General features: G+C 72.1%; 23 protein-coding genes. 13 read left to right on the top strand and 10 right to left on the bottom strand.

Going from position 1 to position 26024, the window contains the following annotated elements; all coding sequences use genetic code 11:
* The first annotated feature begins 2 nt into the window (after positions 1-2).
* From ADK67_RS24880 to ADK67_RS24915, 8 genes are all read left to right on the top strand, one after another.
* Entirely contained in the window at positions 3-392 is a 390-nt protein-coding gene (locus ADK67_RS24880; RefSeq protein WP_053718914.1) for a DUF1707 SHOCT-like domain-containing protein, read from the top strand.
* Positions 389-1261 carry an HAD family hydrolase gene (locus ADK67_RS53845; RefSeq protein ID WP_082403735.1) on the top strand — a complete coding sequence of 291 codons (873 nt, stop codon included), beginning with the start codon at positions 389-391 and terminating at the stop codon, positions 1259-1261. The genes ADK67_RS24880 and ADK67_RS53845 overlap by 4 nt, the downstream gene beginning before the upstream one ends.
* An 11-nt stretch (positions 1262-1272) precedes the next feature.
* Positions 1273-1713 (top strand): GNAT family N-acetyltransferase, encoded by a 441-nt coding sequence (locus ADK67_RS24890; RefSeq protein WP_053718915.1) that lies wholly within the window; start codon positions 1273-1275, stop codon positions 1711-1713.
* 6 nt (positions 1714-1719) lie between these two features.
* Positions 1720-2307: a DUF3558 domain-containing protein gene (locus tag ADK67_RS24895; protein ID WP_053718974.1), complete on the top strand. Its 588-nt coding sequence runs from the start codon at positions 1720-1722 to the stop codon at positions 2305-2307.
* Positions 2308-2420: 113 nt separating this feature from the next.
* Entirely contained in the window at positions 2421-2798 is a 378-nt protein-coding gene (locus ADK67_RS24900; protein WP_053718916.1) for a hypothetical protein, read from the top strand.
* A 28-nt stretch (positions 2799-2826) separates the two neighbouring features.
* Entirely contained in the window at positions 2827-4152 is a 1326-nt protein-coding gene (locus tag ADK67_RS24905; RefSeq protein ID WP_053718917.1) for a PPE domain-containing protein, read from the top strand.
* On the top strand, positions 4152-4946 hold the full coding sequence (locus ADK67_RS24910) for an ESX secretion-associated protein EspG (RefSeq protein WP_053718918.1): 795 nt from the start codon (positions 4152-4154) through the stop codon (positions 4944-4946). Before ADK67_RS24905 ends, ADK67_RS24910 begins: the two co-directional genes overlap by 1 nt.
* 175 nt (positions 4947-5121) lie before the next feature.
* A complete protein-coding gene (locus ADK67_RS24915; protein WP_063797716.1) occupies positions 5122-6039 on the top strand; it encodes a DUF559 domain-containing protein in 918 nt (305 codons plus the stop codon).
* A 101-nt stretch (positions 6040-6140) separates the two neighbouring features.
* Here the strand turns inward: ADK67_RS24915 and ADK67_RS24920 are convergent, their stop codons facing one another.
* Positions 6141-6590 carry a gamma-glutamylcyclotransferase family protein gene (locus tag ADK67_RS24920; RefSeq protein WP_033429064.1) on the bottom strand — a complete coding sequence of 150 codons (450 nt, stop codon included), beginning with the start codon at positions 6588-6590 and terminating at the stop codon, positions 6141-6143.
* A gap of 180 nt (positions 6591-6770) precedes the next feature.
* On the opposite strand from ADK67_RS24920, the gene ADK67_RS24925 reads away from it, so the two are divergent.
* Positions 6771-8174: an NAD(P)H-quinone dehydrogenase gene (locus ADK67_RS24925; RefSeq protein WP_053718919.1), complete on the top strand. Its 1404-nt coding sequence runs from the start codon at positions 6771-6773 to the stop codon at positions 8172-8174.
* 54 nt (positions 8175-8228) lie between these two features.
* Here ADK67_RS24925 and glpK read toward each other — a convergent pair whose 3' ends face one another.
* Positions 8229-9734 carry a glycerol kinase GlpK gene (glpK, locus tag ADK67_RS24930; protein ID WP_053718920.1) on the bottom strand — a complete coding sequence of 502 codons (1506 nt, stop codon included), beginning with the start codon at positions 9732-9734 and terminating at the stop codon, positions 8229-8231.
* 14 nt (positions 9735-9748) lie between these two features.
* Positions 9749-10489, bottom strand: coding sequence for an MIP/aquaporin family protein (locus tag ADK67_RS24935; RefSeq protein WP_053718921.1), 741 nt, complete (start codon positions 10487-10489; stop codon positions 9749-9751).
* 182 nt (positions 10490-10671) lie between these two features.
* Between ADK67_RS24935 and ADK67_RS24940 the strand changes: the two genes are divergently transcribed.
* Positions 10672-12402 (top strand): glycerol-3-phosphate dehydrogenase/oxidase, encoded by a 1731-nt coding sequence (locus ADK67_RS24940; RefSeq protein ID WP_053718976.1) that lies wholly within the window; start codon positions 10672-10674, stop codon positions 12400-12402.
* A gap of 40 nt (positions 12403-12442) precedes the next feature.
* On the opposite strand, the gene ADK67_RS24945 is transcribed toward ADK67_RS24940, so the two are convergent.
* The 6 genes from ADK67_RS24945 to ADK67_RS24970 all read right to left on the bottom strand — a co-directional run bounded on the left by ADK67_RS24945 (position 12443) and on the right by ADK67_RS24970 (position 20440).
* A complete protein-coding gene (locus ADK67_RS24945; protein WP_053718922.1) occupies positions 12443-13705 on the bottom strand; it encodes a M20 family metallopeptidase in 1263 nt (420 codons plus the stop codon).
* A complete protein-coding gene (locus ADK67_RS24950) occupies positions 13702-14868 on the bottom strand; it encodes a M20 family metallopeptidase (protein ID WP_082403736.1) in 1167 nt (388 codons plus the stop codon). Before ADK67_RS24950 ends, ADK67_RS24945 begins: the two co-directional genes overlap by 4 nt.
* A gap of 193 nt (positions 14869-15061) precedes the next feature.
* Positions 15062-15385 carry a hypothetical protein gene (locus ADK67_RS24955; RefSeq protein ID WP_157620811.1) on the bottom strand — a complete coding sequence of 108 codons (324 nt, stop codon included), beginning with the start codon at positions 15383-15385 and terminating at the stop codon, positions 15062-15064.
* A gap of 93 nt (positions 15386-15478) precedes the next feature.
* Entirely contained in the window at positions 15479-16483 is a 1005-nt protein-coding gene (gene meaB, locus ADK67_RS24960; RefSeq protein ID WP_053718924.1) for a methylmalonyl Co-A mutase-associated GTPase MeaB, read from the bottom strand.
* Positions 16476-18671: a methylmalonyl-CoA mutase gene (gene scpA / locus ADK67_RS24965; protein WP_053718925.1), complete on the bottom strand. Its 2196-nt coding sequence runs from the start codon at positions 18669-18671 to the stop codon at positions 16476-16478. The genes meaB and scpA overlap by 8 nt, the downstream gene beginning before the upstream one ends.
* Entirely contained in the window at positions 18668-20440 is a 1773-nt protein-coding gene (locus ADK67_RS24970) for a methylmalonyl-CoA mutase family protein (protein ID WP_082403743.1), read from the bottom strand. The genes scpA and ADK67_RS24970 overlap by 4 nt, the downstream gene beginning before the upstream one ends.
* Before the next feature lie 102 nt (positions 20441-20542).
* Here ADK67_RS24970 and ADK67_RS24975 point away from each other — a divergent pair, with 102 nt between their 5' ends.
* Entirely contained in the window at positions 20543-22213 is a 1671-nt protein-coding gene (locus ADK67_RS24975; RefSeq protein ID WP_053718927.1) for a serine/threonine-protein kinase, read from the top strand.
* On the opposite strand, the gene ADK67_RS24980 is transcribed toward ADK67_RS24975, so the two are convergent.
* Positions 22210-23409 (bottom strand): MFS transporter, encoded by a 1200-nt coding sequence (locus tag ADK67_RS24980; RefSeq protein WP_053718928.1) that lies wholly within the window; start codon positions 23407-23409, stop codon positions 22210-22212. The two genes, ADK67_RS24975 and ADK67_RS24980, sit on opposite strands and share 4 nt — an antisense overlap.
* 171 nt (positions 23410-23580) lie before the next feature.
* Here ADK67_RS24980 and ADK67_RS24985 point away from each other — a divergent pair, with 171 nt between their 5' ends.
* Together ADK67_RS24985 and ADK67_RS24990 are read left to right on the top strand one after the other, a co-directional pair.
* Positions 23581-24384, top strand: coding sequence for a purine-nucleoside phosphorylase (locus ADK67_RS24985; protein ID WP_053718978.1), 804 nt, complete (start codon positions 23581-23583; stop codon positions 24382-24384).
* Positions 24381-25997 (top strand): phospho-sugar mutase, encoded by a 1617-nt coding sequence (locus ADK67_RS24990; protein ID WP_053718929.1) that lies wholly within the window; start codon positions 24381-24383, stop codon positions 25995-25997. The genes ADK67_RS24985 and ADK67_RS24990 overlap by 4 nt, the downstream gene beginning before the upstream one ends.
* Positions 25998-26024 lie beyond the last annotated feature (27 nt).

The following is a 26024-nucleotide window of genomic DNA, read 5'->3' on the forward strand; positions in this document are numbered from 1 at the left end:
GTGTGAGCGAGCGGGACATCCGGATCGGCGACGCGGAGCGTGAGCACGCGCTCGAACTGCTCGGCACGCACCTCGGCGAGGGGCGGTTGAGCTTGGACGAGTACGGCGACCGCTCCGCCCGCGTCGCCGCCGCGAAGACCCGCGGCGACCTCTACGCGCTGTTCGGCGACCTGCCCGCGCCACGGCCGCGGTTCACGCAGGTGGAGCCGCCGGTGACGCCCTCGGCGGTGTCCCCCCGGCGCGGGATGCCGCTCGACTTCCGGGTGAGCAGCGCGGCCGTCACGGCGGTCGCGATCATCAGCGTGGCGTTGTTCTTCCTGGCCAAGACGCCGTTGGTGTTCCTGCTGATCCCCGCCGTGTTCCTGCTGATCGGCCGGATGGGCAGGCGGTGAGCGCGCCGTCGCTGCTGCTGCTCGACCTGGACGGCGTGCTGCGGCGGTTCCCGCCCGACGGGCCGGTCGAGGACGGTTTCGGCCTGCCGCGCGGCACGTTGGCGCGGGTGTCGTTCTCCCTGGCCGGTCCCGCGACCGCCGGCCGTGCCACGGACGAGGAGTGGCGCGCGGCCGTGCGGGAGCAGTTGGTCGCCGAAGGGCTCTCGCCCGCACGCGCGGCCGACGCGGTGGCGGCGTGGACGCGGACCGGCGAGGTGATCCCGGAGGCGTTGGACCTGGTGCGACGGGTCCGCAAGCGGTGCCGGGTGGCGTTGCTGTCCAACGCGACCGACCGGCTGCCGCGCGACCTGGCGGCGTTGGGGCTGGACCGCGAGGTCGACGCGGTCGTGTCGTCCGCGCGGCTCGGGGTCGCGAAGCCTGCGCCCGAGGCGTTCCGGCGCGCGTTGCGGGTGCTCCAACACTCGCCGTCGGGGACGTTGTTCTGCGATGACAACGCGGTGAACGCGGAAGCGGCGCGGTCCGTCGGCATCGACGCCGTGCACACGCCGGACTTCCCCTCGTTGCACGAAGCCCTGTCGTCGCGGGGCTTGCTGGACGACGGCGTCGGCGGCGGCGCGGCCGGGACCGCGGGTCCGTTGTTGCTGGTCCTGCACGACCGCGACGACGCGGAGGAAGCCGCGCGCGAGCTGGGCGCGGCCGGCTGGTCGCCGTGCGCGGTGCACAAGGACGTGCTGGCCGGCGAGGACGACCTGGAGGACGCCGACTGGGTCGTGGAGTTGGCCACGGGTCCCGACGACCGGCCCGCGTCCGCGCACCGCGGTCTGCTCGAAGAGCTGGCCGGGCGTTACGACGGGTTCGTCACGGACTAGTCTGCCGCGTCATGGAGGCCGTCGAGATCAACGCGGGGGAGTTCTACCTGCGTCAACTCCGCGCCGACGACCGCATCGACGACCGGCCGGCGTTGGTGGGCGGCGGGCTCTTCGCCGACCTCGACGCGGCGGGCGCGCACATCGCCGAACGCGCGGACCAGTGGCACACCGAAGAGTCGTGTTCCTGGGCCGTGTGCGACCAGCTCACCGGAACGGCCGTCGGCGAGGTCTCCTTGACCAGCACCGGCGAACTGCACTGCTGGACCACGCCCGACCTGCGCGGCAAGGGCATCGCGACGCACGCGACAGGCGCCGTGCTGCGGTTCGGCTTCGGGTTCCTCGACCTGCCGCTGATCACCGCCAGCCCCCCGGACGACGCGGCCAGGCGGGTGGCCGAGAAATGCGGCTTCACAGCCGAGGGTCCACTTGGCGTGTGGACCCGGCTACGGTAGGTGTCCATGAGGGCTGCTCGGGTGCTCACCGCCACGCTCTGCGCGTTGGCGATGGCCTCCTGCACGCCCGTTCCGGAGAAGAAGGCCGACGGCCGGGTCGACGATCCGCTGCCCGTCGCGACGACCACCGTGCCGTCGTTGCCGCCGCGGCCCCAAGAAATACGGTTGGACGACGTCGACCCGTGCGCGGTGCTCTCACCCGAACAGCGCACCGCGCTGAGCCTGGACAACCCGCCGAGCGCATATGTGGAAGCGAGCTTCGGCAACGCGAAGGCGTGCACCATGCGCAGCAACATCAGCGGGAACGTCGTCCGGCTCGCCCTCGTCACAGTAGAGGGCGTCGGCGTGTGGCTCAGCGAGAACGCGCAGGTGCACGCCGAGCAGACCACGGTGGCCGGTTTCCCCGGCCTGACCGTGCGAACGCCCGGCATGGACACCGTGTGCAACGTCGAGGTGGACGTCGCGGAGGGGCAGTTCCTCGACGTGATGTTCCGCGACGGCGGTAACGAAAAAGCGGTGAAGCAAGACACTCTGTGCCAAGGGGCGCAACGGGCGGCAGAGGCGGCGGTAGCCGGTTTGCTGCAACGGCGCTGATCCACGCGGGGGATGTCCGCTCCATCCACTCCCCGCTGTCGGACCGGGTGGCTAGAGTGACCTTGCGCGAGAACGGAATGCGCGACGGGAACGAGGAAGGCGGGAGGTTGTCCATGCCGTCGGAAGACCACGGCCACGGCGCTGACACGGGCTCACCACCGCCCCTGTCGCACACGTTGAACGTCGAGCCCGGCGCGATCCCCGGTCTGCGCAGCGCGTTCGCGGGCGCGCTGACCAAGCTGGACGAGCAGATCGAGCTGGCGATCACCGAGGTCAGGGTCCGCCCGTGGGCGGGTGACCCGGTGAGCCAGGACGCCGCGGAGCGGTTCAACGAGCGGTCGCTCGAATCGGGCGACTCGGCGCTGATCGCGTTGGAGAACTACCAGCGGCAGCTCAAGTCGGCCATGGACGCGCTCACCCTGGTCGAGCGGCAGTACCAGTCCATCGAAGAAGACAACACCGGGTTGATGGGACAGCAGGGCAGCCGCTGAGCGCCCGGCGCAGGCAAGGGGAACGTTCATGCCCGATGGACACCGCTGGAACGGGTACAGCCACGAAGAGCTGTACCAGCAGATCAACTCGGGGCCGGGGCCCAAGGCCTCGCACGCCTCGATGGAGCGGTGGCAGGGCGTCTCCGCCGCGTTGACCGAGATCAACGCCGACCTGCACAGCGGCGTGCTGCGGTCCGGCGCGTCCTGGGAGGGTTCGGCCGCGGACAAGGCGCGGACGGGCATCAACCCGCTGGCCGCGTGGGCGGACGACGCCCGTGCCGGCGCGGAGGTGATGCGCATTTCGGCCGAGCTGCAGGCGGACTACATCGCCAAGGCGCGCGCGGACATGCCGCCGCCGGTGAAGGTGACCGCGGAAGAGCCGAACATGCTCGTCAGCGCGTTGACCAACCTGGTCGGCGGGCAGACGGACTACGAGCAGCAGGAGAAGGCGCAGAACGCGGCCGAGCAGCGGGCGCGCGAGGTCATGACGACCTACGCCTCCAGCACCGTGTCGAACACCAGCACGTTGGGGCAGTTCCACCAGCCGCCGCAGTTGGTGATCAACGCGCCCGAGGTGGTGCGCAACGACTCGGCGGGCGTGTCCGGGCCCGGTTGGGGTTACGGCGGTCCGCGCGGTGGGCGTGGCGGCGGTGGCGGTCGCGGCGGGTGGCGTGGCGGTCGCAGCGGTGGTCGGGGCGGCTACACGCCTCCGCGCACCGTGACGCAGCCCACGTTCGGCGGTTCGACGGGCACGTCGTCGGCCGGGACGTCCGGTGGCACGCGGACTTCGTCGGCCGCCGCGTTACCCGGGTCGGGGACGACCTCGGGCACGTTCGGGCCTGGTGGCGTGATCGGCGGTGGCGCGGGCGGTCAGCAGGACAAGGACCGGCGGAAGTCGTCGACCGGCACCGACACGACGAACGGCCAGCACGCCGGTGGCGGCGGCGCTGGTGGTGGTGCTGGTGGTGGCGGCGCAGGTGGTAACTCGAACCCGCTCCTGCCTCCCGGCATGCCACTGCCGGCTGGCACGACGTCGGTGAGCTCGGCGGAGTTCGGCGCGTTCGCGGCCAACGCGCAGCACGCGTCGGCGGTCGGGCCCGGTGGCGCCTCGGGCTCGATGCCCGGCGCGGGTGTCGCCGGCAGCGGCGGCCAGGACACCGTGCACAAGCGCAGCGTCGCCGCGCCCGCGCAGCCCGCGTTCGACCCGTTCGGCGGTCTGGGCGGCGCGCGTGGCGCGGAAGAGGAAGAAGATGCCACGCACGACGCCGCCGACTACCTTCGGGAGACGGACGACATCTACGGCATTGGCGGGACCATCTCGCCTCCGGTGATCGGGGAGAGCACTACCCACTGATGACGACGTTCGGCTTGGACTTGGGCACCAACGACCTGCGCGAACCCGTGACGATCTCGGCGCTGGAGTTCGACGTGCTGTGGGAGCACCTGCGGCTGGAGACCATGCCGCTGGTGCTCAAGGTGCCGTCACCCGGCAAGACGAACACCGAACGTGCCGAGCTGGAGCGGCGGGCGTGGGGTGAGCTGGACCGTCGCGGGCTGGGGCGGCCGGTGTCGCTGGACCCGATGCTGGAAGACCTGCTGCACCTGCTGAACCGGCCGCAGCACGAGGTGGACGGCCGGTTGTGGCTGGGGCACAGCGTCCGCGTGCTGGCGGCGGCGAAGGGCCAGTCCGGCGTGCTGGCGGTCCTGGCCCACGACCAGTTGACGTTGCGGCCGGCGTCGGCCGAGGGCCTGCCCCGGGAAGCCCTCTCCGTCCTGCCTCCGCTCGGCGCGGGCCCGGGCCACTCGGTGACCCTGCCCAGCGCCGACCTGGACGCCGCCGCCGCGGGCGCGAACACCGCGGAGGACCTGCAGCAGGCGCTCCTGGCCCGCGGCATCCGCCAGGAGGACGCCCGCACGTTGGCCGACATGTTCCGCGACGCGGGCAACCGCGGCCAGTTCGGCGCCGCGAGCCGTGACAAGTGGGGCAAACGCGTCCGCCAGGACCGCGTCGTGTCGTTCTTCGACAACCCCCAGGGCCGCTACATCCAACTCCGCCGCTCCACCCCGGGCCAACAACCGTGGAGCACCGTCTCCCCCGTCGACAGCCGCCGCCTAATCCAACACCTAACCGAACTAGCCACCACCTAACCGCGCGTGTCGAACCTTCAGAACGCGCGTGTCGAACCTTCAGAACGCGCGTGTCGAACCTTCAGGTCGCGCGTGTCGAACGCCCAGGACCCGTGAGTTCAACGTTCAGGTCGAGCGGCGTCCCACGGTCGGGTGAACCGTGTACGGGATCGATGGTCCCGTCACTCGGTTCTGCATGACCGAACTGCCTCCAGGCCTCCACGGGGCCTACTCGCGTACCCGCCTGCACAACCACCTCGGCGCCAAGTCACTGCGGAACGCCATCGCCGAGGGCCGCCTGGTCAGCTACTGCCGCACGGTCGTCATCCAGCGCGAACGGATGACGAGCCTGCACACCCGGGCCGCCGCAGCGCTGCTCATGGCCGGGCAGGGCGCCGCACTGGCGAGCCACACGGCGGTTTGGCTGCACGGCTGCACGGCCGCGGACACGAACCGCGTCCACCTGGTGCTGGGCTACGAACGCAAGCTCCGACCTCGCCCGGATGTCGCGGTCCACTACGACAGCTACGACCCCGCGGACGTGGTCGAGATCGACGGCCTGCGCACCATGGCGCTCGACTACGCCCTCGCTGACCTGCTCTGCCGGGCACGCCACCGTTCCACGGCCCTGGCCTGCGCGGATCAAGCTCTCGGCGCTCTCCCACCGCAGCAGCGTGCCGCGTTCAAGGCCGACCTCTCCGTGCGCATCGCGGCCCGGCGTGATTACCGCGGCCGACGCCAAGGCGTGTTCCTCCTGGACCTGGCCACGGGACTGCCGGAGTCCCCGCCGGAGAGCACGCTCCTGCTGATGATCGCCGAAGCCGGCTTCCCGCTGCCCGAGCCGCAGCACTCCGTCCGCGATCTGGACGACCGTGAGCTCTGGCGGCTGGATTTCGCCTGGCCGGACGCCCGCGTCGCCGTCGAGTACGACGGCTACGCGGCGCACGTCGGCAAAGCCGAAGCCGACCAAGCCCGTGACGAGGACTTGCGCCGACGCGGCTGGAAGGTGCTCCGGGCCGATGTCTCGGACCTGCGGAACCCCGTTCACCTGTTCCGACAGCTGAGCGTGGAACTCGCCAGTCCTGAACGCAGGGCTCGCGCGTTCCGAACGTAGAACTCACGGGGCCTGAGCGTTCGACACTCGGGACCTGAGCGTTCGACACGCCGGTCCCGAGTGTTCGACACGCGGGACCTGGAGGTTCGACACGCGGGGGGTTAGGGGCCGATGCCTTGGCACGGGCGGGTGCGTAGGTCGGCTACGTAGTCGTCCGGGGCGCCGGCGGCTTCGGCGGCGTCGGCCACGACGCCGATGTAGCGGGCCGAGGGCAAACCCCCCTCGTAGGCGTCCAGGACGTAGAGCCAGGCGGTCACCGAACCTTCCAGGGTCTGGACGCGCAGGCGGATCTTCTTGTAGAGCCCGAGGGCGCCTTCCCAGCGGTCGAGGCGGGACTCGTCACGCGGGCTCACGTCGTAGAGCACGCAGAACACCTGCGAGTCCGGGTCCTCGACGATGGTGGCGAGCGCGCCCTCCCAGCCCAGGTCCTCGCCACCGAACGTCAGACGCCATCCGGCGAGCCACCCGGTCCCCGCCATCGGGGAGTAGGGGGCTCGCTCCATCATCTGGTTCGGGTCCATGTTGGACCCGTACGCGGCATAGAGCGGCACGACGACAGCCTAGCGACCTCACGATCACCGCGAGGTACCAGAAGACCGGACGACACACCCGGACACCCGACCGCGTACGGTTGTGCGCGGCTGCAAGCGGCGCAAACAGCGCGAGAAGACGCGAGAAACGCCGGCCGGAAGCGGTGCGAACAAGCGCCAAGACCAGGAGGAGGACGTGTCGTGACCCGCATCGTCATCATGGGCGGTGGCCCCGCAGGTTACGAGGCGGCACTGGTCGCGGCCCAGCACGGGGCCGACGTGACCATCGTCGAACGCGAGGGGCTCGGCGGCGCCTGCGTGCTCTACGACTGCGTGCCGTCGAAGACGTTCATCGCCTCCGCGGGTGGCCGCAGCGCCTTCCGCGACGCCGGTGAGCTGGGCATTCGCACGAACAACGCGGAAGCGGCGGTCGAACTGCCGATCGTCCACGGACGGGTGAAGGGCCTTGCACTCGCCCAGTCCGCCGACGTCCGGGCCCGCCTGCAGCGCGAGGGCGTGCGGATCGTCAACGGCATCGGCAAGTTCTGCGACAACGCCCGCGGGCTCGCCCAGCACGAGGTCGTGGCCATCGCCGACGACGGCACGAAGGAAGTCCTCCCCGCCGACGTGGTGCTGATCGCGACGGGTGCGACCCCGCGCGTGCTGCCCGGCGCCGAGCCCGACGGCAAGCGGATCCTGACCTGGCGGCAGATCTACGACCTCCCCGAGTTGCCCGAGCACCTGGCCGTCATCGGATCGGGTGTCACCGGTGTGGAGTTCGCCTCCGCGTACACGGAACTCGGCGTGAAGGTGACCATGGTCTCCAGCCGCGACCGGGTGCTTCCGCACGAGGACGCCGACGCGGCCGTGGTGCTGGAGGACGTGTTCGCCGAACGCGGCACGGCGGTGGTCAAGCACGCCCGCGCGGACCGGGTCGAGAACGTCGGCGACGGCGTCCTGATTCACCTGGAAGACGGTCGCACGATCGAGGCGAGCCACGCCCTGATGACGGTCGGCTCCGTCCCGAACACCGCCGACCTCGGCCTGGACAAGATCGGCATCGAACTCGGCCGCGGCGGGTACATCCCGGTCGACCGGGTGTCGCGGACGAACATTGCGGGCGTCTACGCGGCGGGCGACTGCACGGGTCTGCTGCTGCTCGCGTCCGTCGCCGCCATGCAGGGCCGCATCGCCATGTGGCACGCGCTGGGCCAGGGCGTGAGCCCGATCAGGCTCAAGACGGTCGCGGCGAACGTGTTCACCAACCCCGAGATCGCGTCGGTCGGCATCAGCCAGCAGGCGATCGACTCCGGCGAGGTGCCCGCGCGCACGATCATGCTGCCGCTGGCCACCAACCCGCGGGCCAAGATGGAGGGCCTGCGCCGCGGCTTCGTGAAGCTCTTCTGCCGTCCCGCGACCGGTGTCGTCATCGGCGGCGTCGTCGTCGCGCCCAACGCCAGCGAGCTGATCCTGTCGATCACGCTCGCCGTGCAGAACCAGCTCACGGTGGACGACCTGGCCACCACGTTCTCGGTCTACCCGTCGTTGACCGGGTCGATCACCGAGGCCGGCCGCCAGCTCATGCGCCACGACGACCTGGACTGAGAGGGAAAGGGGCGCCGCCCAAGCCGCCAAGCGGGATGGCGGCGCCCCCGAAGGTCACTCGACCCAGTCGAAAGTCCTGGTCACGGCCTTCTTCCACTCCGCGTAGGTCCGGGCACGGGTGTCGTCGTCCATGGCCGGGTCCCACTGCTTGTCCTGCGCCCAGTTCTGCCGGATGTCGTCCTCCGACGCCCAGAACCCGACCGCCAGCCCCGCCGCGTAGGCGGCACCGAGCGCGGTCGTCTCGTTGACCACCGGCCGGATCACCGGCACGCCCAGGATGTCCGCCTGGAACTGCATCAGCAGCTCGTTCACGACCATGCCGCCGTCGACCTTCAACGACTTCAGCGGCACGCCCGAGTCGGCGTTCATCGCGTCGATCACCTCACGGGTCTGGAACGCCGTCGCCTCCAGCACCGCGCGGGCCAGGTGCCCCTTGTTCACGAACCGGGTCAGGCCGACGATCGCGCCACGCGCGTCCGACCGCCAGTACGGCGCGAACAGGCCGGAGAACGCGGGCACGAAGTACGCGCCGCCGTTGTCCTCCACGGTCCGGGCGTGCTCCTCGATCTCGGCGGCCGTCGAGATCATCCCGAGGTTGTCGCGCAGCCACTGGACCAGCGACCCCGTCACCGCGATCGAGCCTTCGAGCGCGTACACGGGCGCCTGCGAGCCGATCTTGTAGCAGACCGTGGTGAGCAGGCCGTTCTCGCTCATCACCTTGTCCGTGCCGGTGTTGAGCAGCACGAAGTTGCCGGTGCCGTAGGTGTTCTTGGCCTCGCCCGGCGACAGGCACGCCTGCCCGAACGTCGCCGCCTGCTGGTCGCCGAGGATGCCCGCGATCGGCACGCCGGCCAGCGCGCCGCGTTCCCGGACCTTGCCGTACTCCTCGGACGACGACCGGATCTCCGGCAGCATCGACAGCGGCACGCCCATGTCGGCCGCGATGCCCTCGTCCCAGCTCAACGTGTCGAGGTCCATCAGCAGCGTGCGGGACGCGTTGGTGGGGTCGGTGACGTGCACGCCGCCGTTCACCCCGCCGGTCATGTTCCACAGCACCCACGTGTCCATGTTGCCGAACAGCAGGTCACCGGCCTCGGCACGCTCGCGCGCACCCTCGACGTTGTCCAGGACCCAGCGGATCTTCGGGCCGGAGAAGTAGGTCGCCAGCGGCAGGCCGGTCTTGTCCCGGTACCGCTCCTGGCCACCGCCCAGAGCCGCCAGGTCCTGGCAGATCTTGTCGGTGCGGGTGTCCTGCCAGACGATCGCGTTGTACACCGGCTGCCCGGTGGTCTTGTCCCAGACGAGCGCGGTCTCGCGCTGGTTGGTGATGCCGACGGTGGCGATGTCGGCCGTGGTGAGGTCCGCCTTGGCCAACGCGCCAGCGGCCACCTGCCTGGTGTTGGTCCAGATCTCGTTCGCGTCGTGCTCGACCCACCCGGCCTTGGGGAAGATCTGCTCGTGCTCCTTCTGGTCGACGGAGACCACGCGGCCCGAGTGGTCGAAGATCATGCACCGGGTCGACGTCGTGCCCTGGTCGATCGCGGCCACGTACTTCGTCATGCGCTGGAGTCCTTTCAGACCGGGAGAACCAGGTACAGGAGGCCGGCGAGCAGGCCGCCGACCAGCGGTCCGACCACCGGCACCCAGGCGTAGCCCCACTCGGCGCTGCCCTTGTCGCGGATGGGCAGGATCGCGTAGGCGATGCGCGGCCCGAGGTCGCGGGCCGGGTTGATGGCGTAGCCGGTCGGCCCACCGAGCGAGGCGCCGATGCCGATGACGACGAACGCGACGCCGGCGTAGCCGAGGGCGGAGTTGCCCAGCTGCGGGACGCCGTCCGCCGCCTCCTTCGCGGCCGGGCTCAGCAGCACCCACGCGACCAGCACGAACGTGCCGATCACCTCGGTGACGACGTTCCAGCCTGCCTTGGGGATGGTCGGGCCGGTGCAGAAGATGCCGCGCGTGCCCGCCGGGTCGTCGTGCGCGTCGAACTGCGCCTTGTAGGCCAGCCACGCGAGCACGGCGCCGATGAACGCGCCGACCATCTGACCGGCGAAGTAGACGGGGACCTGGTCCCAGGGGGTCTTGTCCGCGACCGCCAGGCCCAGGGTCACCGCGGGGTTGAGGTGTGCGCCGCTCGGTGCGGCGATGCTGGCGCCCGCGAAGACCGCGAACCCCCAGCCGATGTTGATCAGGAGCCATCCGCCGGTGTTGCCCAACGTGTCCTTGAGGACCACGTTGGCGACGACACCCGCACCCAACAGGATCAGGATCGCGGTGCCCAGCATCTCCCACACGAAGATCGAGCCACTGCTCACTCGCCGACCTCCTCGCCTTGACAGGAGGCAGCACGGTCCGGGTCCGGCGGCGCTGCCCACCCCACAATGGGGCTTGACGCTAGTTCCGACCTGATCAGTTGTCCACGGGTGGCGTACCAGCGGGTAACGTGGTCGAGTCAGTCCTGGTCCGCCCGGTCGGTTCGAGCATCAGGGAGGCGTCAGTGGTCACGCGCAAGCAGTACCCCGCCACCGCGGGCCGGCTGGGACCGCTCGAACGCTCGGAGGCCTGGGACCGGCTCGGCGCGGAGACGTTCGACCTGGTGATCATCGGCGGTGGCGTGGTCGGCGTCGGCTCCGCGCTGGACGCCGCGACGCGCGGCCTGCGGGTGGCGCTGGTCGAGGCGCGCGACCTGGCCTCGGGCACGTCGAGCCGGTCGTCCAAGCTGTTCCACGGCGGGTTGCGGTACCTGGAGCAGCTGGAGTTCGGGCTGGTGCGCGAGGCGCTGCGGGAACGCGAACTCATGCTGACCCGCCTGGCTCCGCACCTGGTCAAGCCGGTGCCGTTCCTGTACCCGCTGACGCGCCGCGGGTGGGAGCGGCCGTACACGGCGGCCGGGCTGCTCATGTACGACACGATGGGCGGCGCGCGGTCCGTGCCCGGGCAGAAGCACCTGACCAAGGCCGGTGCGCTGCGGCTGGTGCCCGCGTTGAAGCCGTCGGCGCTGGTCGGCGGCATCCGGTACTACGACGCGCAGGCCGACGACGCGCGGCACACCATGATGGTCGGCCGCACGGCGGCGCACTACGGCGCGGTCGTTCGGTCGTCCACGCAGGTCGTGGGGTTCCTGCGGGAGGCGGACCGGGTGTCCGGCGTGCGGGTGCGCGACGTGGAGGACGGGCGGGAGACGTCCGTGCGGGCGCACGCGGTGATCAACGCGACCGGGGTGTGGACCGACGAGCTGCAGCGGCTGTCCGGCAGTCGCGGCCGGTTCCGGGTGCGGGCGTCGAAGGGCGTGCACATCGTCGTGCCGCGGGACCGGATCGTCTCCGAGTCGGGGTTGATCCTGCGCACGGAGAAGTCGGTGCTGTTCGTGATCCCGTGGCGAAATCACTGGATCGTGGGAACGACCGACACCGACTGGAACCTGGACCTGGCGCACCCGGCGGCGACGCGGAAGGACATCGACTACATCCTGGAGCACGTCAACGCGGTGCTCGCGACGCCGTTGACGCACGACGACATCGAGGGCGTGTACGCCGGGCTGCGGCCGTTGCTGGCGGGTGAGAGCGAGTCGACGTCGAAGCTGTCGCGCGAGCACGCGGTGGCGCGGGTGGCGCCCGGGTTGGTCGCGATCGCCGGCGGGAAGTACACGACGTACCGGGTGATGGGCGCCGACGCGGTGGACGCGGCCTCGGTCGACCTGCCGGGGCGGATCCAGCCGTCGATCACGGACAAGGTGCCGTTGATCGGGGCGGACGGCTACCACGCGTTGGTGAACCAGGCCGACCAGTTGGCGACGCGGTACGGCCTGCACCCGTACCGGGTGAGGCACCTGCTCGACCGGTACGGGTCGTTGGTGCACGAGGTGCTGGGGTCGGCGGACGCGGAACTGCTGAAGCCGGTGCCCGGCGCGCCGGACTACCTGCAGGTGGAGGCCGTCTACGCGGCGTCGCACGAGGGCGCGTTGCACTTGGAGGACGTGCTGACCCGGCGGACCAGGATCTCGATCGAGTACCCGCACCGGGGCGTGGAGTGCGCGTTGCCGGTGGCCCGCCTGATGGCCGGTGTGCACGGCTGGGACGACGCGCGGGTGGCCCACGAGGTGTCGGTCTACACGGCCCGCGTCGACGCCGAGCGCGCGTCGCAGGTGGAACCGGACGACCAAGCCGCCGACGCCGTCCGCTCGTCCGCGCCCGAGGCCCGACCGGAGATCGTCGAGCCGGTGAGCTGACCGACGCGGTGCCCGGGCGGAGCCGGGCACCGCCGAACGGTCAGGCCAGCGCTGCCAGGGCCGCGTGCACCATCACGCGCACGCCCACGAGCAGGGCGCGTTCGTCCAGGTCGAAGCCCGGCTGGTGGAGGTCCTTCTGCTTGCCGACGCCGTCCCACACGCCCAGGCGCGCGAACGAGCCCGGCACGTGCTCCAGGTACCAGCCGAAGTCCTCGCCGCCCGACGACTGCTCCGTGCCGGCCAGCGCGTCCTCGCCCAACGCCGCCTCGACGCCCGCGCGCAGCAGCATCGTGCTCTCGCGGTCGTTGACGACCGGTGGGACGCCGCGCCGGTGGTGCAGGTCGAAGCCGACACCGGTCGGCGCCAGCAGCGCGCCCACCAGCTCCTTGATCAACGGCTCCAGCTCGGCCCAGATGTCGCGGTCGCCGGTGCGGAGCGTGCCGCGCAGCACGCCGTCCTGCGGCACGGCGTTGGGCGCCTCCCCCGCGTGCACCGCGCCCCACACGAGGACGGTGCCCGAACGGGGGTCCACGCGACGCGACAGCAGGCCCGGCAGGCCCGTGATCACGGTGCCCAGCGCGTGCACGAGGTCCGCCGTCAGGTGCGGCCGGGACGTGTGGCCTCCGGGTGACGTCAGGCGCAGCTCCAGCATGTCGCTGGCCGACGTGATCGCGCCGATCCGGGTGCCGATCCGGCCGACCTCCAGCCGCGGGTCGCAGTGCAGGCCGAAGATGCGCTCCACGCCGTCCAGGCCGCCCGCCGCCAGCACGTCCAGCGCACCGCCGGGCATGACCTCCTCGGCGGGCTGGAACACCAGCCGGACCCGGCCGGGCAGCTCGGTGGCCGACGCGAGCGCCAGCGCCGCGCCGAGCAGCACGGTGGTGTGGGCGTCGTGCCCGCACGCGTGCGCCACGCCGTCCACAGTGGACGAGTACGGGGCGCCGGTGTTCTCCGGCAGGGGCAGCGCGTCGATGTCGGCGCGCAGCGCCACGCAGCGCGGCCCGGAGCCGACGTCGCAGACCAGGCCGGTGCCGCCGGGCAGGACGCGCGGCTTGAGCCCGGCCGAGCGCAGCACGTCGGCGATCAGCTCGGTGGTCGCGTACTCGTGCCGGGACAGCTCCGGGTGCGCGTGGAGGTGCCGGCGCCAGGCGACGACCTCGGAGGCGTTCGCCGCCAGCCAGTCGTCCAGCCACGAGGGTCCGCGACCCTCACCGGGATCATCCACAGGGGCAATGCTGACCCCGCGATCGGTCAACAGCACCTCGGCACCCTCCTCCGGCAGACGCGAGTCCAGGACCGTCATGCCACACCCGCCAGCAGTCGAGAGCGCTGCGCACCGTCGGTGGCAGCGGAAATTGTGGTCCAGGCGAGTGCGAGCGCCCCGTCGAGCACAGCTCGGTCGGCCGAGGCCGACGCACAGGCGGTCGCGAACTCGATTTGGTGGTTCACCGCGTCTCCGCAGTCGATGGCGATGGTCGGGTGGATGGCCGGCAGCGCACGGGTGATGTTGCCCATGTCGGTGCTGCCGATCTTCTCCTTGAGCTCCTCCTCGGGGCTCAACGGATGCCTGCCCAGCTCGATCGCGGCACGCCGGTAGGCGTCCGCGAGCCAGGGGTCTGGGGTCAGCTCGGCGTACACCGGCGAGACCTTCACGACCTCGTGGGCGCAGCCGGTGGCGAGGGCGCCCGCCTCGAAGCAGCGGTTCATCCGCTCCTCCAGCCGGCGCAGCGAGTCGAGGTCGTCGGCGCGCAGGTCGAACATCGCCGACGTGCGCGCGGGCACGATGTTGGGCACGGTGCCGCCGCGGGTGACGATGCCGCTGACCATCTGGCCCGGCTCCAGGTGCTGGCGGGCGAGCCCGATGGCGACCTGGGCGACCGTGATCGCGTCGGCGGCGTTCACCCCCAGGTGCGGCGCGGCGGCGGCGTGCGACGGCTTGCCGGTGTAGTGGACCTCGACGTCGGTGATGGCCAGCGATCGTGCGGCCACGGCCTCGTACGGAGCCGGGTGCACCATCATCGAGAACGCCACGTCGTCGAATACCCCGCGTTCGAGCATCAGCACCTTGCCGCCGCCGACCTCCTCGGCGGGGGTGCCGATCACCCGGACGGTGAGGCCGAGCTCGTCGGCCAGGTCACGCAGGGCGAGGGCCGCGCCGGTCGAGGCGGCGGCGATGACGTTGTGCCCGCACGCGTGGCCCACCTCGGGCAGCGCGTCGTACTCCGCGCACAGCCCGAGCACCAGCTCACCGGACCCGAACGACGCGGTGAACGCCGTCTCCAGGTCCGCGACGCCGCGTTCGACCTCGAAGCCCTCGGCGGCGAGCAGGTCGGCCACCTTGGCCGCGCTGCGGTGCTCGGCGAACGACCGCTCGGGCTCCGCGTGGATGCTGCGGGAGAGGTCTACCAGCGCATTCGAGTACCGCTCGACGGCCGAGCGCGTGCTCATCTTGAAGTCGGTACCCATTTGCGTCCATCCTGCATCACGGTCCGGCGGGCACGTCGCACCCCTGGTTGATCAACCGGCAACCGGTCGCGGCGATGCGCCAAGCGGTGCTCGATTTTCGGTCAGACCGATCACGCCCGCGCGCCGTGCACGTTCGCGCGGGCCATGCTAGAAGGCGACCACATGCCAGTCCGGCGTTCCCACCAGTTGGGAATCACCCGGACTTGCGGCCGGCCCTCCACTTCGACCAGCGCTTCTTGTTGCGCCAGTAGACGAGGGCGAACAGCACCACCGCGATACCGCCGAGCAGGAACTTCCGGCGCGTTTCGGCGCTCGACTCGGCCGAGGGCTCCTGCGGCGCGTCGATCGTCGGACCGGGCGGCACGGTGCCGTCGGGCTGGATGGTGCCGCCGGGCGCGAGCGTCTCGGTCGGCTGGGCCGCGAGGTGCGGCGCTGTCGTCACGGCCGCGCCTGTGCCCGACACGGTGAAGGCACCGGCCAGCACGAACAGGCACACCGCGAGCACAGATCGCCACATGGTCGCCAAGCCTAGCTACCGCCTTTCGTGGTTACCACTGTCAGTGGTCATCCAAACCGGGCTTTGTTCACGTGCTGTGAGCGAACGAGCCCGTCAGGTGCCCGCGCGGAACGCGGCCAGGATGCGTTCGGCGGCCAGGGTGGCGGTCAGCTCGCCCTCGCGCACCTGACGTTCCACCTCGGGCACGACCGACCGCACCCCGGGCGCCTCGCGCAGGCTCGTGAGCAGCTGGTCGTGCACCATCGCCCAGGTCCAGTCGACCTGCTGGCGACGCCGCCGCTCGGCCAGCCCACCGGCCGCCTCCAGGGTCTCCCGGTGCTTGGTGACCTGCTGCCACACGGTGTCGAGCCCGGAGCCGTCCAGCCCGCTGCACGTCAGCACGGGCGGGTGCCACAGCGCGTCGGCCGGGCGCAGCAGCCGCAGCGCGCCGGCCAGCTCGCGGGCGGCCTTGCGGGCGTCCAGCTCGTGCGGGCCGTCGGCCTTGTTGACCGCGATCACGTCGGCCAGCTCCAGCACGCCCTTCTTGATGCCCTGGAGCTGGTCGCCGGTGCGGGCGAGGGTGAGGAACAGCGAGCAGTCCGTCATGTTGGCCACCGCGACCTCGGACTGGCCGACGCCGACCGTCTCGACCAGCACCACGTCGTAGCCCGCGGCCTCGACCAGCACGATCGACTCGCGGGTCGCCTTGGCCACGCCGCCGAGCGTGCCGGAGGTCGGCGACGGCCGGATGAACGCCGCCGGGTCGACCGCGAGCCGCGCCATCCGGGTCTTGTCGCCCAGGATCGAGCCGCCGGTGCGGGTGGACGACGGGTCGACCGCCAGCACCGCCACCCGGTGGCCTTGGGCGGTCAACATCGAGCCGAACGCGTCGATGAACGTCGACTTGCCCACGCCGGGCACGCCGGTGATGCCGACGCGGTGCGCGTTGGCCCCGGAGAAACCGGAAGAGTGCGGCAGCAGCTCGACCAGCAGCTCCTGCGCCGACGCGCGGTGGTCCGGGCGCGTCGACTCGACCAGCGTGATGGCCCGCGCCAGCGTGCCGCGGTCGCCCGCGAGCACACCCTTGACGTACGCGCCGACGTCGACCGGCCTAGCCATCTCGTCCGGGCAGGTCGTCGTCGTGGCCGAGCTGCTCGGCGAGCTTGCGCAGCAGGTCGCCCGCCGCGTCGGCGATGACCGTGCCAGGCGGGAAGATCGCCGCCGCGCCCGCCTCGCGCAACGCGTCGAAGTCCTGCGGCGGGATCACGCCGCCGACCACGATCATGATGTCGTCGCGGCCCATCTCCGCCAGCGCCGAGCGCAGCGCGGGCACCAGCGTGAGGTGGCCCGCGGCCAGCGACGACACCCCGACGATGTGCACGTCGGCTTCCACGGCCTGGCGCGCGACCTCGTCCGGGGTCTGGAACAGCGGGCCGACGTCCACGTCGAAGCCGAGGTCGGCGAACGCGGTCGCGATCACCTTCTGGCCGCGGTCGTGCCCGTCCTGGCCCATCTTGGCGACCAGGATGCGCGGCCGACGCCCTTCGGCCTCGGCGAACGCCTCCACCACCTCGCGCGTGACCGCGACGTTGGACACCGCTCCGGCCTCCTCCCGGTACACGCCGGTGATGGTGCGGATCTGCGCCGAGTGCCTGCCCCACACCTTGCCCAGCGCCTCGGAGATCTCGCCGACGGTGGCCTTGGCGCGGGCCGCGGAGATGGCCAGCTCCAGCAGGTTGCCGTCCGAGCCCGCCGCGTTGGTCAGCGCGGTCAGCGCCGAGTCCACACTGGACTGGTCGCGTTCCGCGCGCAACCGGGCCAGCTTCGCCAGCTGCTGCGCGCGCACCCCGGCGTTGTCCACCTTGAGCACGTCGATCTTCTCGTCGAACTCGACCTGGTACTTGTTGACGCCGATCACGGGCTGCCGGCCGGAGTCGATGCGCGCCTGGGTGCGCGCGGCGGCCTCCTCGATGCGCAGCTTGGGGATGCCCGCGTCGATGGCCTGCGCCATCCCGCCTGCGGCCTCGACCTCGGTGATGTGCGACCACGCGCGGTGCGCCAGGTCGTGCGTGAGGCGTTCCACGAACGCGCTGCCGCCCCACGGGTCGATCACCCGCGTGGTGCCGGACTCCTGCTGGAGCAGCAGCTGGGTGTTGCGGGCGATGCGCGCGGAGAAGTCCGTCGGCAGGGCCAGCGCCTCGTCCAACGCGTTGGTGTGCAACGACTGCGTGTGCCCCTGCGTGGCGGCCATCGCCTCGACGCACGTGCGGGCGACGTTGTTGAACACGTCCTGCGCGGTCAGCGACCAGCCGGACGTCTGGCAGTGCGTGCGCAGGGACAGCGACTTCGGCGACTTCGGGTCGAAGCCCTTCACCAGCTTCGCCCACAGCAGCCGGGCGGCGCGCATCTTGGCGACTTCCATGAAGAAGTTCATGCCGATCGCCCAGAAGAACGACAGGCGCGGCGCGAACGCGTCGATGTCCAGTCCCGCGTCACGGCCCGCCCGCAGGTACTCCACGCCGTCCGCGAGCGTGTACGCCAGCTCCAGGTCGGCCGTCGCGCCTGCTTCCTGCATGTGGTAGCCGGAGATGGAGATGGAGTTGAACTTCGGCATCCGCCGCGACGTGAACCCGAAGATGTCGGAGATGATCCGCATCGACGGCTTCGGCGGGTAGATGTAGGTGTTGCGGACCATGAACTCCTTGAGGATGTCGTTCTGGATGGTCCCGGCGAGCTGCTCGGGCGCCACCCCCTGCTCCTCGGCCGCCACCACGTACAGCGCCAGGATCGGCAGCACCGCGCCGTTCATGGTCATCGACACGCTCATCTTGTCCAGCGGGATGCCGTCGAACAGCTGACGCATGTCGTAGATCGAGTCGATGGCCACGCCCGCCATGCCGACGTCGCCCGCCACGCGCGGGTGGTCGGAGTCGTAGCCGCGGTGGGTGGCCAGGTCGAACGCGACCGAGAGCCCCTTCTGGCCGGCCGCGAGGTTGCGGCGGTAGAAGGCGTTGGACTCCTCGGCGGTGGAGAACCCGGCGTACTGCCGGATCGTCCACGGCTGGTTGACGTACATCGTCGGGTACGGGCCGCGCAGGAACGGCGCGATGCCCGGGTAGGTGGCGAGGAAGTCGAGGCCCTCGGTGTCGGCGGCCGTGTAGACGGGCTTGACGCCGATGCCCTCGGGCGTCTCCCACGCCAGCGCGTCCGCGCCCTTGCCGGTCGCTTCCTGGAGCGCGGCGTGCCACTGCGCGGCGTCGGCGGCGGTGGGCTCGCCGAGGTCGACGTCGGCGAAGTTCGGGATCATCGCTGGACTCCAAGGGACTCGAACGCGTGCTCCAGCACGTCCAGCGCCGGGCAGCCGGTGAACACGTACTCGTCGATCTCGGCCTCGGACTGCTTCCCGGCCAGCAGGATCCGCTCGGCGCCCGCTTCGCGCAGCGCTCGCGCGACCGGTGCGGCCAGTTGGGCGTAGCCGGTATCGCTGCCGCACAGGCAGGCGATCCGGGCGCCGCTCTCGCGGAACTTCGCGACCACGTCGTCCACGGTCTTGGTGGGCCCGGCGTTCGGCGTCTCGATGCCGCCCGCCTGGAAGAGGTTCGCCGCGAACGTGGCCCGCGCGGTGTGCGCGGCGACGGGGCCGAGCGTGGCCAGGAAGACCTTCGGGCGTTCGGGGCTCGCGTCGGCCGCGTCCCGCAGCGCCTCGAAGTCCTGGGCGTAGCGGATGCGCGGCAGCCCGCCGCCCGGCTCCTCCGGCGCGGGTTCGCGGGTCACGGGCTGCTCGGCGAGGTTCGGGAACTCGCTCACGCCGGTGAGCGCGTCGGTCCGGTCGGCCAGGTTCGCCCGCCGGCGCTCCCAGGTGGCCGCGATCCGGTCCCCGACCAGGTCGAACGCCCGGGGCAGCCCGCCGGCGGCCTCGATCTCGCGGAACCACGCCCACGCGGCGTGCGCGAGGTCGTCGGTGAGCCGTTCCACGTACCAGGAGCCGCCCGCCGGGTCGATCACGCCGGCCAGCTTCGACTCCTCCAGCAGCAGCGACTGCGTGTTGCGGGCGACGCGCCGCGCGAAGTCGTCGGACAGGCCGATCGCGTGGTCGAACGGCAGCACGGTCACCGCGTCCGCCCCGCCGAGGCCCGCGCCGAAGCACGCCACGGTGGTGCGCAGCATGTTCACCCACGGGTCGCGGCGGGTCATCATCGCGGGCGACGTGACCGCGTGCTGCACCTGCGGGCTCGGCGCGCCGGCGACCTCGGTGACCCGCGCCCAGAGCCGCCTGGCGGCCCGGAACTTCGCGATGGTGAGGAACTGGTCGGCGGTCGCCGCGTACCGGAACTCCAGCAGCCGCACGGCTTCCGCCACGCCCAACCCGGCTTCGGTCAGGTGCCGCAGGTAGGCCACGCCGGCCGCGAGGGACGCGCCCAGCTCCTCCGCGTCCGAGCCGCCCGCCTCGTGGAACGGCAGGCCGTCCACGACGACCAGGCGCAGTCCGGGGAACGCGCGGGCCCTGCCGAGCAGGTCGGTCAACGCCTTCAGGTCGGCGGGCCGTCCTGTGCGCGCCTGCACGCCCAGCGGGTCCGCGCCGACGTTGCCCCGCACCTCGTCGGCGAGCACCGGCCGCTGGTCCCAGACCCGCAGCATGGCCCGCCCGGCTTCGAGGAAGTCCGCGCCCGCGTCCACGACCACCGGCGCGAGGTCCAGGTAGACGTCGGCCAGCACGTCGTCGTACGTCGCCGGGTCGAGGCCCTTGAGCCAGAGCGACGTGACGCCGTTCTGCAGGTCGGCCATCACCGCCTCGCGGTCGGCCACCCGCTGCTGCTGGCGGACGTCCCAGCCCTCGACCGCGCCCTGCGGCCGGCCGCCGCGGGTGAACGGGGCCAGCCCCGGGAAACCGGCGTCCGGAGCCCGGTCGTCGGCGGTGTAGAGCGGTTGCACGGCGATGCCGTCGTAGGTGGTGGTGATCAGCGACCCGAAGTCCGCACCCGACTTGCGCAGCACGCCGTGGACCAGGTCCAGCCACTGCTCGCGGTCAGGGGTGGGGAACTCGGCGGCCAGCGCCAACTCGCCTGACGGCTCCATCATGCCCCGCAGTGTTACTCACCAGTAGAACGACGGCTATGTGAGGTTCACCGCCGTGAACGATGCAGAGGCCAGTCTTCCACGCTGGTGAATGATGGCCGAGTGGAATCCGAGCGACTGATCGCCGGCCGCTACCGCCTGCGGCACGTCCTGGGGCGTGGCTCGATGGGCACCGTCTGGGCCGCGCACGACGAGGTCCTGCGCCGGGACGTGGCGGTGAAGGAGATCCTGCGGCCGGCCGGCGCGCCCGACGACGAGGCCGAGGTGCTGCGGGAGCGCACGTTGCGCGAGGCCCGGTCGGCGGCGGCGCTCGCGCACCCGAACCTGGTCACGCTGTACGACGTGGTGCAGGTCGACGGCGACCCGTACGTGGTGATGGAGCTGGTGCCGTCGTCGTCGCTGGCGGAGGTGGTGCGGCAGCGGGGGCCGTTGACCGACGTGCAGGGCGCGGTGGTGGCGGACGCGGTGGCCGCCGCGCTGGAGGCCGCGCACCGGGCCGGGATCACGCACCGGGACGTGAAGCCGGGCAACGTGCTCGTGGCCGACGACGGCCGGGTGAAGCTCACCGACTTCGGCATCGCCCGCAACGTCGCCGAGGCCACCCTGACCAGCCGCGGCATCATGCTGGGCACGCCCGCGTTCATCGCGCCCGAGGTGGCGGCGGGCGGTGCGGTGTCGTTCGCGGCGGACCAGTGGTCGTTGGGCGCGACGCTGTTCGCCGCGATGACCGGGCAGCAGCCGTACGAGGGCACGAACGTGCTGCGGACGATCAACGAGGTGGTGCACGGCGACGTGCCGTCGGCGGCGGCCTGCGGTGCGTTGGAGGCCGTGGTCGCGGGGCTGATGGTGAAGGCGCCGGACGAGCGGATGCCGTTGGCGGAGGTGCGGCGGCTGGTCCGGCCGTTGCTGCCCGAGCTGGGCACGGACGTGTTCCCGGCGTCGACGGCCGCCCGGCCGGTGGTGGAGATCGTGCGGCCGGCGCCGGCCAAGCCGCCGATACCGCCGGACACGCCGTTGGCCGCCGATCCCGGCCCGTTGCCGTTCATGGCGGCGGACGCGCCGACGCGCGAGCTGACCCGTCGGCCGGGGTTGACGGTGCTGGTGGCGCTGTCGGCGGCGGTGCTGTTCGCGATCGGCAGCGTGTCCGGCTTCGCCCTGACCAGGACGGTCGCGGGCGCGTCCCTCCTGCCCCCACCCACCCAGGACGCCCCGTCGCCGCCCGCGATCACCGAGACGCCGTCGCTGCTGCCGACCACGGCGTCGGCCGCGACGGCGAACGGCGAGCAGGGCGCCGAGTTCACCATCGAGGTGGGGCCGGACTGGACCAGCTTCCTGGAGCAGCGGGTGAACAACGGGCTCGGCCCGAGCACGGCGGTCCACCTGGTCTCGCCGAACGGGTGGTACGAGGTGACGGTGCAGCGGTTCCCGGACTACTACGAGCGGAACACGATCAAGGACTACCTGCAGCTGGTGCGGTCGAGGTGGGCGGAGGACCAGTACTTCGGCGAGGTGGTGGAGGGGACCGACGTCCTGCCGCCGGGTGGGAAGGAGTCGGGCGTCCAGTACAGCTACCGGACCGTCGAACGCGCCACCCCACTGGCCCGCGGCACCGCCTCGCCCGGCCCCGACCTGCGCCGCAGCCGCTACTCCCGCGTCCTGCCGCGGGGCAACGACCTGTGGGTGGTGGAGGTCGTGGTGCCGACGGAGCAGGAGGAGACGGGGCGGAGCAGGCTGTTCGACACGATCGCGCCGACCTTCAGGGTGAACGACTAGCGGACGTCGGCGGATCGCGCGGTGACGGTGATCGTGGCCGCCGCTCCGATGACCGCCGTCGTGATCACGGCGGTGGTCGGCCAGCCGAACCACTCGACCGCCGTCGCGCCGAACGCGGTGCCGAGGCTGCCGCCCACGAAGTACACCAGCATGTACGCGCTGTTGAACCGCGCCGGAGCCGAAGGGTCGAGGGCGAGCACGGTGCTCTGGTTCGCGACCTGGGCGGCGAAGAGGCCGGCGTCGAAGAGGGCCAGGCAGACCACGGTCACGACGGTGTTCGCGAGCGTGAAGCCGATGACCACCGCGGCGGCGCCCGCCAAGGCCAAGCCCACCAGGACGACGCGCCGAGCGCCCACCCGGTCGGTCCAGGCGCCGGCGACCCGCGTCGCGAGGACACCCGAGAGGCCGGCCAGCGCGTACAGGCCGATCCGCTCGGCCGAGTACGAGTGCGGTGGCGCCGAGAGGGCTGCCGCGAGCCCGGACCACAGGGCGCAGAACCCGAAGAACCAGAGGGCGCCGCGCAGTGCCGCGAGCCGGAGCGGTGCGTGCCGGGCGAACAGTCCGGGAAGTGAGCGCAGGGTGGCCAGGTAGCCGTGCTCGACGCCGCCCCGCGCGGCCGGGAGCACCGACAGCGAGCACAGCGCGACCACCGCGCAGGCGGCGGCGAACACGAGGACCATGCCGCGCCAGCCGAGCTGGTCGGCGAGCCACCCGCCCGCGATCCGGCCGGCCAGGATGCCGGCCGAGATCCCGGCGGTCACGATGCCCAGGACCGTCGCGCGTCGCCGTGCCGCGGCGAGCCGCCCGGCTACCGAACTGAGGCCCGCGCCCACCGCCGAGCAGGCGCCGATCACGCCGATCACCGATCCCAGCACCGGCACATTGCCCACCGCTGCGCTCAACGCCAACGCGACCGCCAGGACCCCGAACTGAGCCGCGAGCACCCGTCTCGGGGAGAAGCGGTCGACCAGCGGGACGAGCAGGCCCAGTCCGACCACGTAGCCGACCGGCCCGCACGCGAGCGCGAGTCCGACCGCGGCGATCGACGAGCCCAGCGACTCGGCGACGTCCGCGATCGCGGGCTGCAACGGGTAGGTCGTCGACGTCCCGAGCGCGGCCGCGAGCGACATGAACCACACCGCGGACCCGCGCAACGGGGTGGCGTTCGCGGTTTCGGCGACAGAATGGACATTCACAGGAATCGACCGTAGGGAGGCGGAAATGCCCGTGCCGGCGGAATTTCGACCAACCGTTCCGGCGAATCCCGGTCTCGGGTTCAGCAGCGCCCAGACCGGCTGCGGCGAGCCGTCACCACGGCACTGCGGGCAACGGCGTCAGGCGGCGATTAGGCTCGCGGCGTGACCGGTATCGATGAGAAGACCACCCCTGAGGCCCTGGCCACCGACGCGGCCAAGGCGTTGGCCGAGCGGACCGGGGTGGACAGGCACGACATCGCCGTCGTCCTCGGGTCGGGGTGGCGTCCCGCCGCCGACCTCATCGGCGAGCCCACCGCCGAGGTGCCCATGGGCGAGCTGCCCGGGTTCGAGGCGCCCACCGCCGTCGGCCACGGCGGCACGGTGCGGTCGGTGCGCGTCGGCGACAAGAACGTGCTGGTCATGCTGGGCCGGACGCACGGGTACGAGGGCAAGGGCGTGGCCAAGGTCGTGCACGGCGTGCGCACGGCCGCGGCGTCCGGTGTCGGCACGGTCGTGCTGACGAACGCGGCGGGCGGCCTGCGGCAGGGCATGACGGTCGGCCAGCCGGTGCTGATCAGCGACCACCTGAACCTGACCGCGTCGTCACCGCTGGTCGGGGCGCGGTTCGTGGACCTCACCGACCTCTACTCGCCGCGGCTGCGCGACCTCGCCCGGGAGATCGACCCGTCGTTGGAGGACGGCGTCTACGCGGGCCTGCCGGGGCCGCACTTCGAGACGCCCGCCGAGATCCGGATGCTGCGCACGATGGGCGCGGACCTGGTCGGCATGTCCACCGTGCTGGAGGCCATCGCGGCCCGCGCGGAGGGCGTGGAGGTGTTCGGCCTGTCCCTGGTGACGAACCTGGCCGCGGGCATCACCGGCGAGCCGCTCAACCACGAAGAGGTGCTGGAGGCGGGCCAGGCGGCGGCGAGCCGGATGGGCGCGCTGCTGCGCGAGCTGGTGACCCGGGCATGACCCTCGCCCCGGCCCTGCGCGACGCCGCGTTCCGCTGGATCGCCGACGACCCCGACCCGGCGACGCGCCTGGAACTGCAGACCGTCGTGGCGCGGGCGATGGGCGGTGACGCCGCCGCGGCCGACGAGGTCGCCGACCGGATGGCGGGCCCGCTGACGTTCGGCACGGCGGGGCTGCGCGGTCCCGTGCGGGCCGGGCCGAACGGGATGAACCGGGCCGTGGTCATCCGCACCACGGCGGGCCTCGCCGCGTGGCTCAAGGCGCACGGGCACGTCGGCACGGTGTTCGTCGGCCGGGACGCGCGGCACGGGTCGGAGGACTTCGCCGCGGCCGCGGCCGGTGTGCTGGCGGGCGCGGGGTTCACCGTGCGGGTGCTGCCGGGGCCGTTGCCGACGCCGGTGCTGGCGTTCCTGGTCAAGCGGCACGACGCGGTGGCGGGCGTGCAGATCACCGCGTCGCACAACCCGCCCGCGGACAACGGCTACAAGCTGTACCTGGCGGGCGGCGGGCAGATCGTGCCGCCGGAGGACCGCGAGATCGAGGCGGCGATCCGGGGCGTGCCCGCGGCCGTGTCGGTGCCGTTGTCGGACGACTACCTGCCGGTGTCGGACGCCGAGGTGGACGAGTACCTGGAACGGGTCGCGTCACTGCCCCGCGGCACGGCCCGTGACCTGCGGGTGGTGTTGACGCCGATGCACGGCGTCGGCGGCGCCACGGCGGTGGAGGCGTTGCGGCGGGCCGGGTTCACCGACGTGCGGGTGGTGCGCGAGCAGGCCGTGCCGGACCCGGGGTTCCCGACCGTGGCGTTCCCGAACCCGGAGGAGCCGGGCGCGGCGGACCGGTTGCTGGCGCTGGCGGCGGCGGAGGAAGCCGACCTGGCCATCGCCCTCGACCCGGACGCCGACCGGTGCGCGCTGGGCGTGCGCGAGCGGGACGGGTCGTGGCGGATGCTGCGCGGCGACGAGACCGGTGTGCTCCTCGGATCGATGGTGCTGTCCACTGTGGAGAGCCCTGATCCGTTGGTCGCCACGACGATCGTGTCGTCCTCGTTGCTGAAGTCGATCGCGCAGGCGCACGGCGCGCGTTACGCGGAGACGTTGACCGGGTTCAAGTGGCTGGTGCGCGCGGGCGACGGCCTGGTGTTCGCGTACGAGGAGGCGTTGGGCAACTGCGTCGACCCCTCGCACGTGAACGACAAGGACGGCATCTCGGCGGCCGTGGTGGCGTGCGACCTGGCGGCCGGGTTGAAGGCGGCCGGCCGCACCCTGCTGGACGCGCTGGACCAGCTCGCCGTCGACCACGGCCTGCACCTGACCGACCAGGTGTCGCTGCGGTTCACCGACCTGAGCCGGATCGGGGCGTTGATGGCCCGGTTGCGCGGCCGGCCGCCGGAGGGTTTCGCGTTCGAGGACCTGCTGCCCGAGGCCGACGTGGTCAGGCTGACCCGCGAGGGCGTGCGGGTGGTCGTGCGGCCGTCCGGCACCGAGCCGAAGCTCAAGGCGTACCTGGAGGTCGTCGAACCGGTGTCCGACGACCTGCCGGCCGCCCGCGTGCGCGCCCGGGACCGGTTGGCCGAGCTGCGGGCTCAGGTGTCCGAGCTGCTCGCGGACTGAACGGTCACGACTCGCAGGTCACGAGGC

The organism is Saccharothrix sp. NRRL B-16348 (assembly GCF_001280085.1).
GTDB lineage: Bacteria > Actinomycetota > Actinomycetes > Mycobacteriales > Pseudonocardiaceae > Actinosynnema.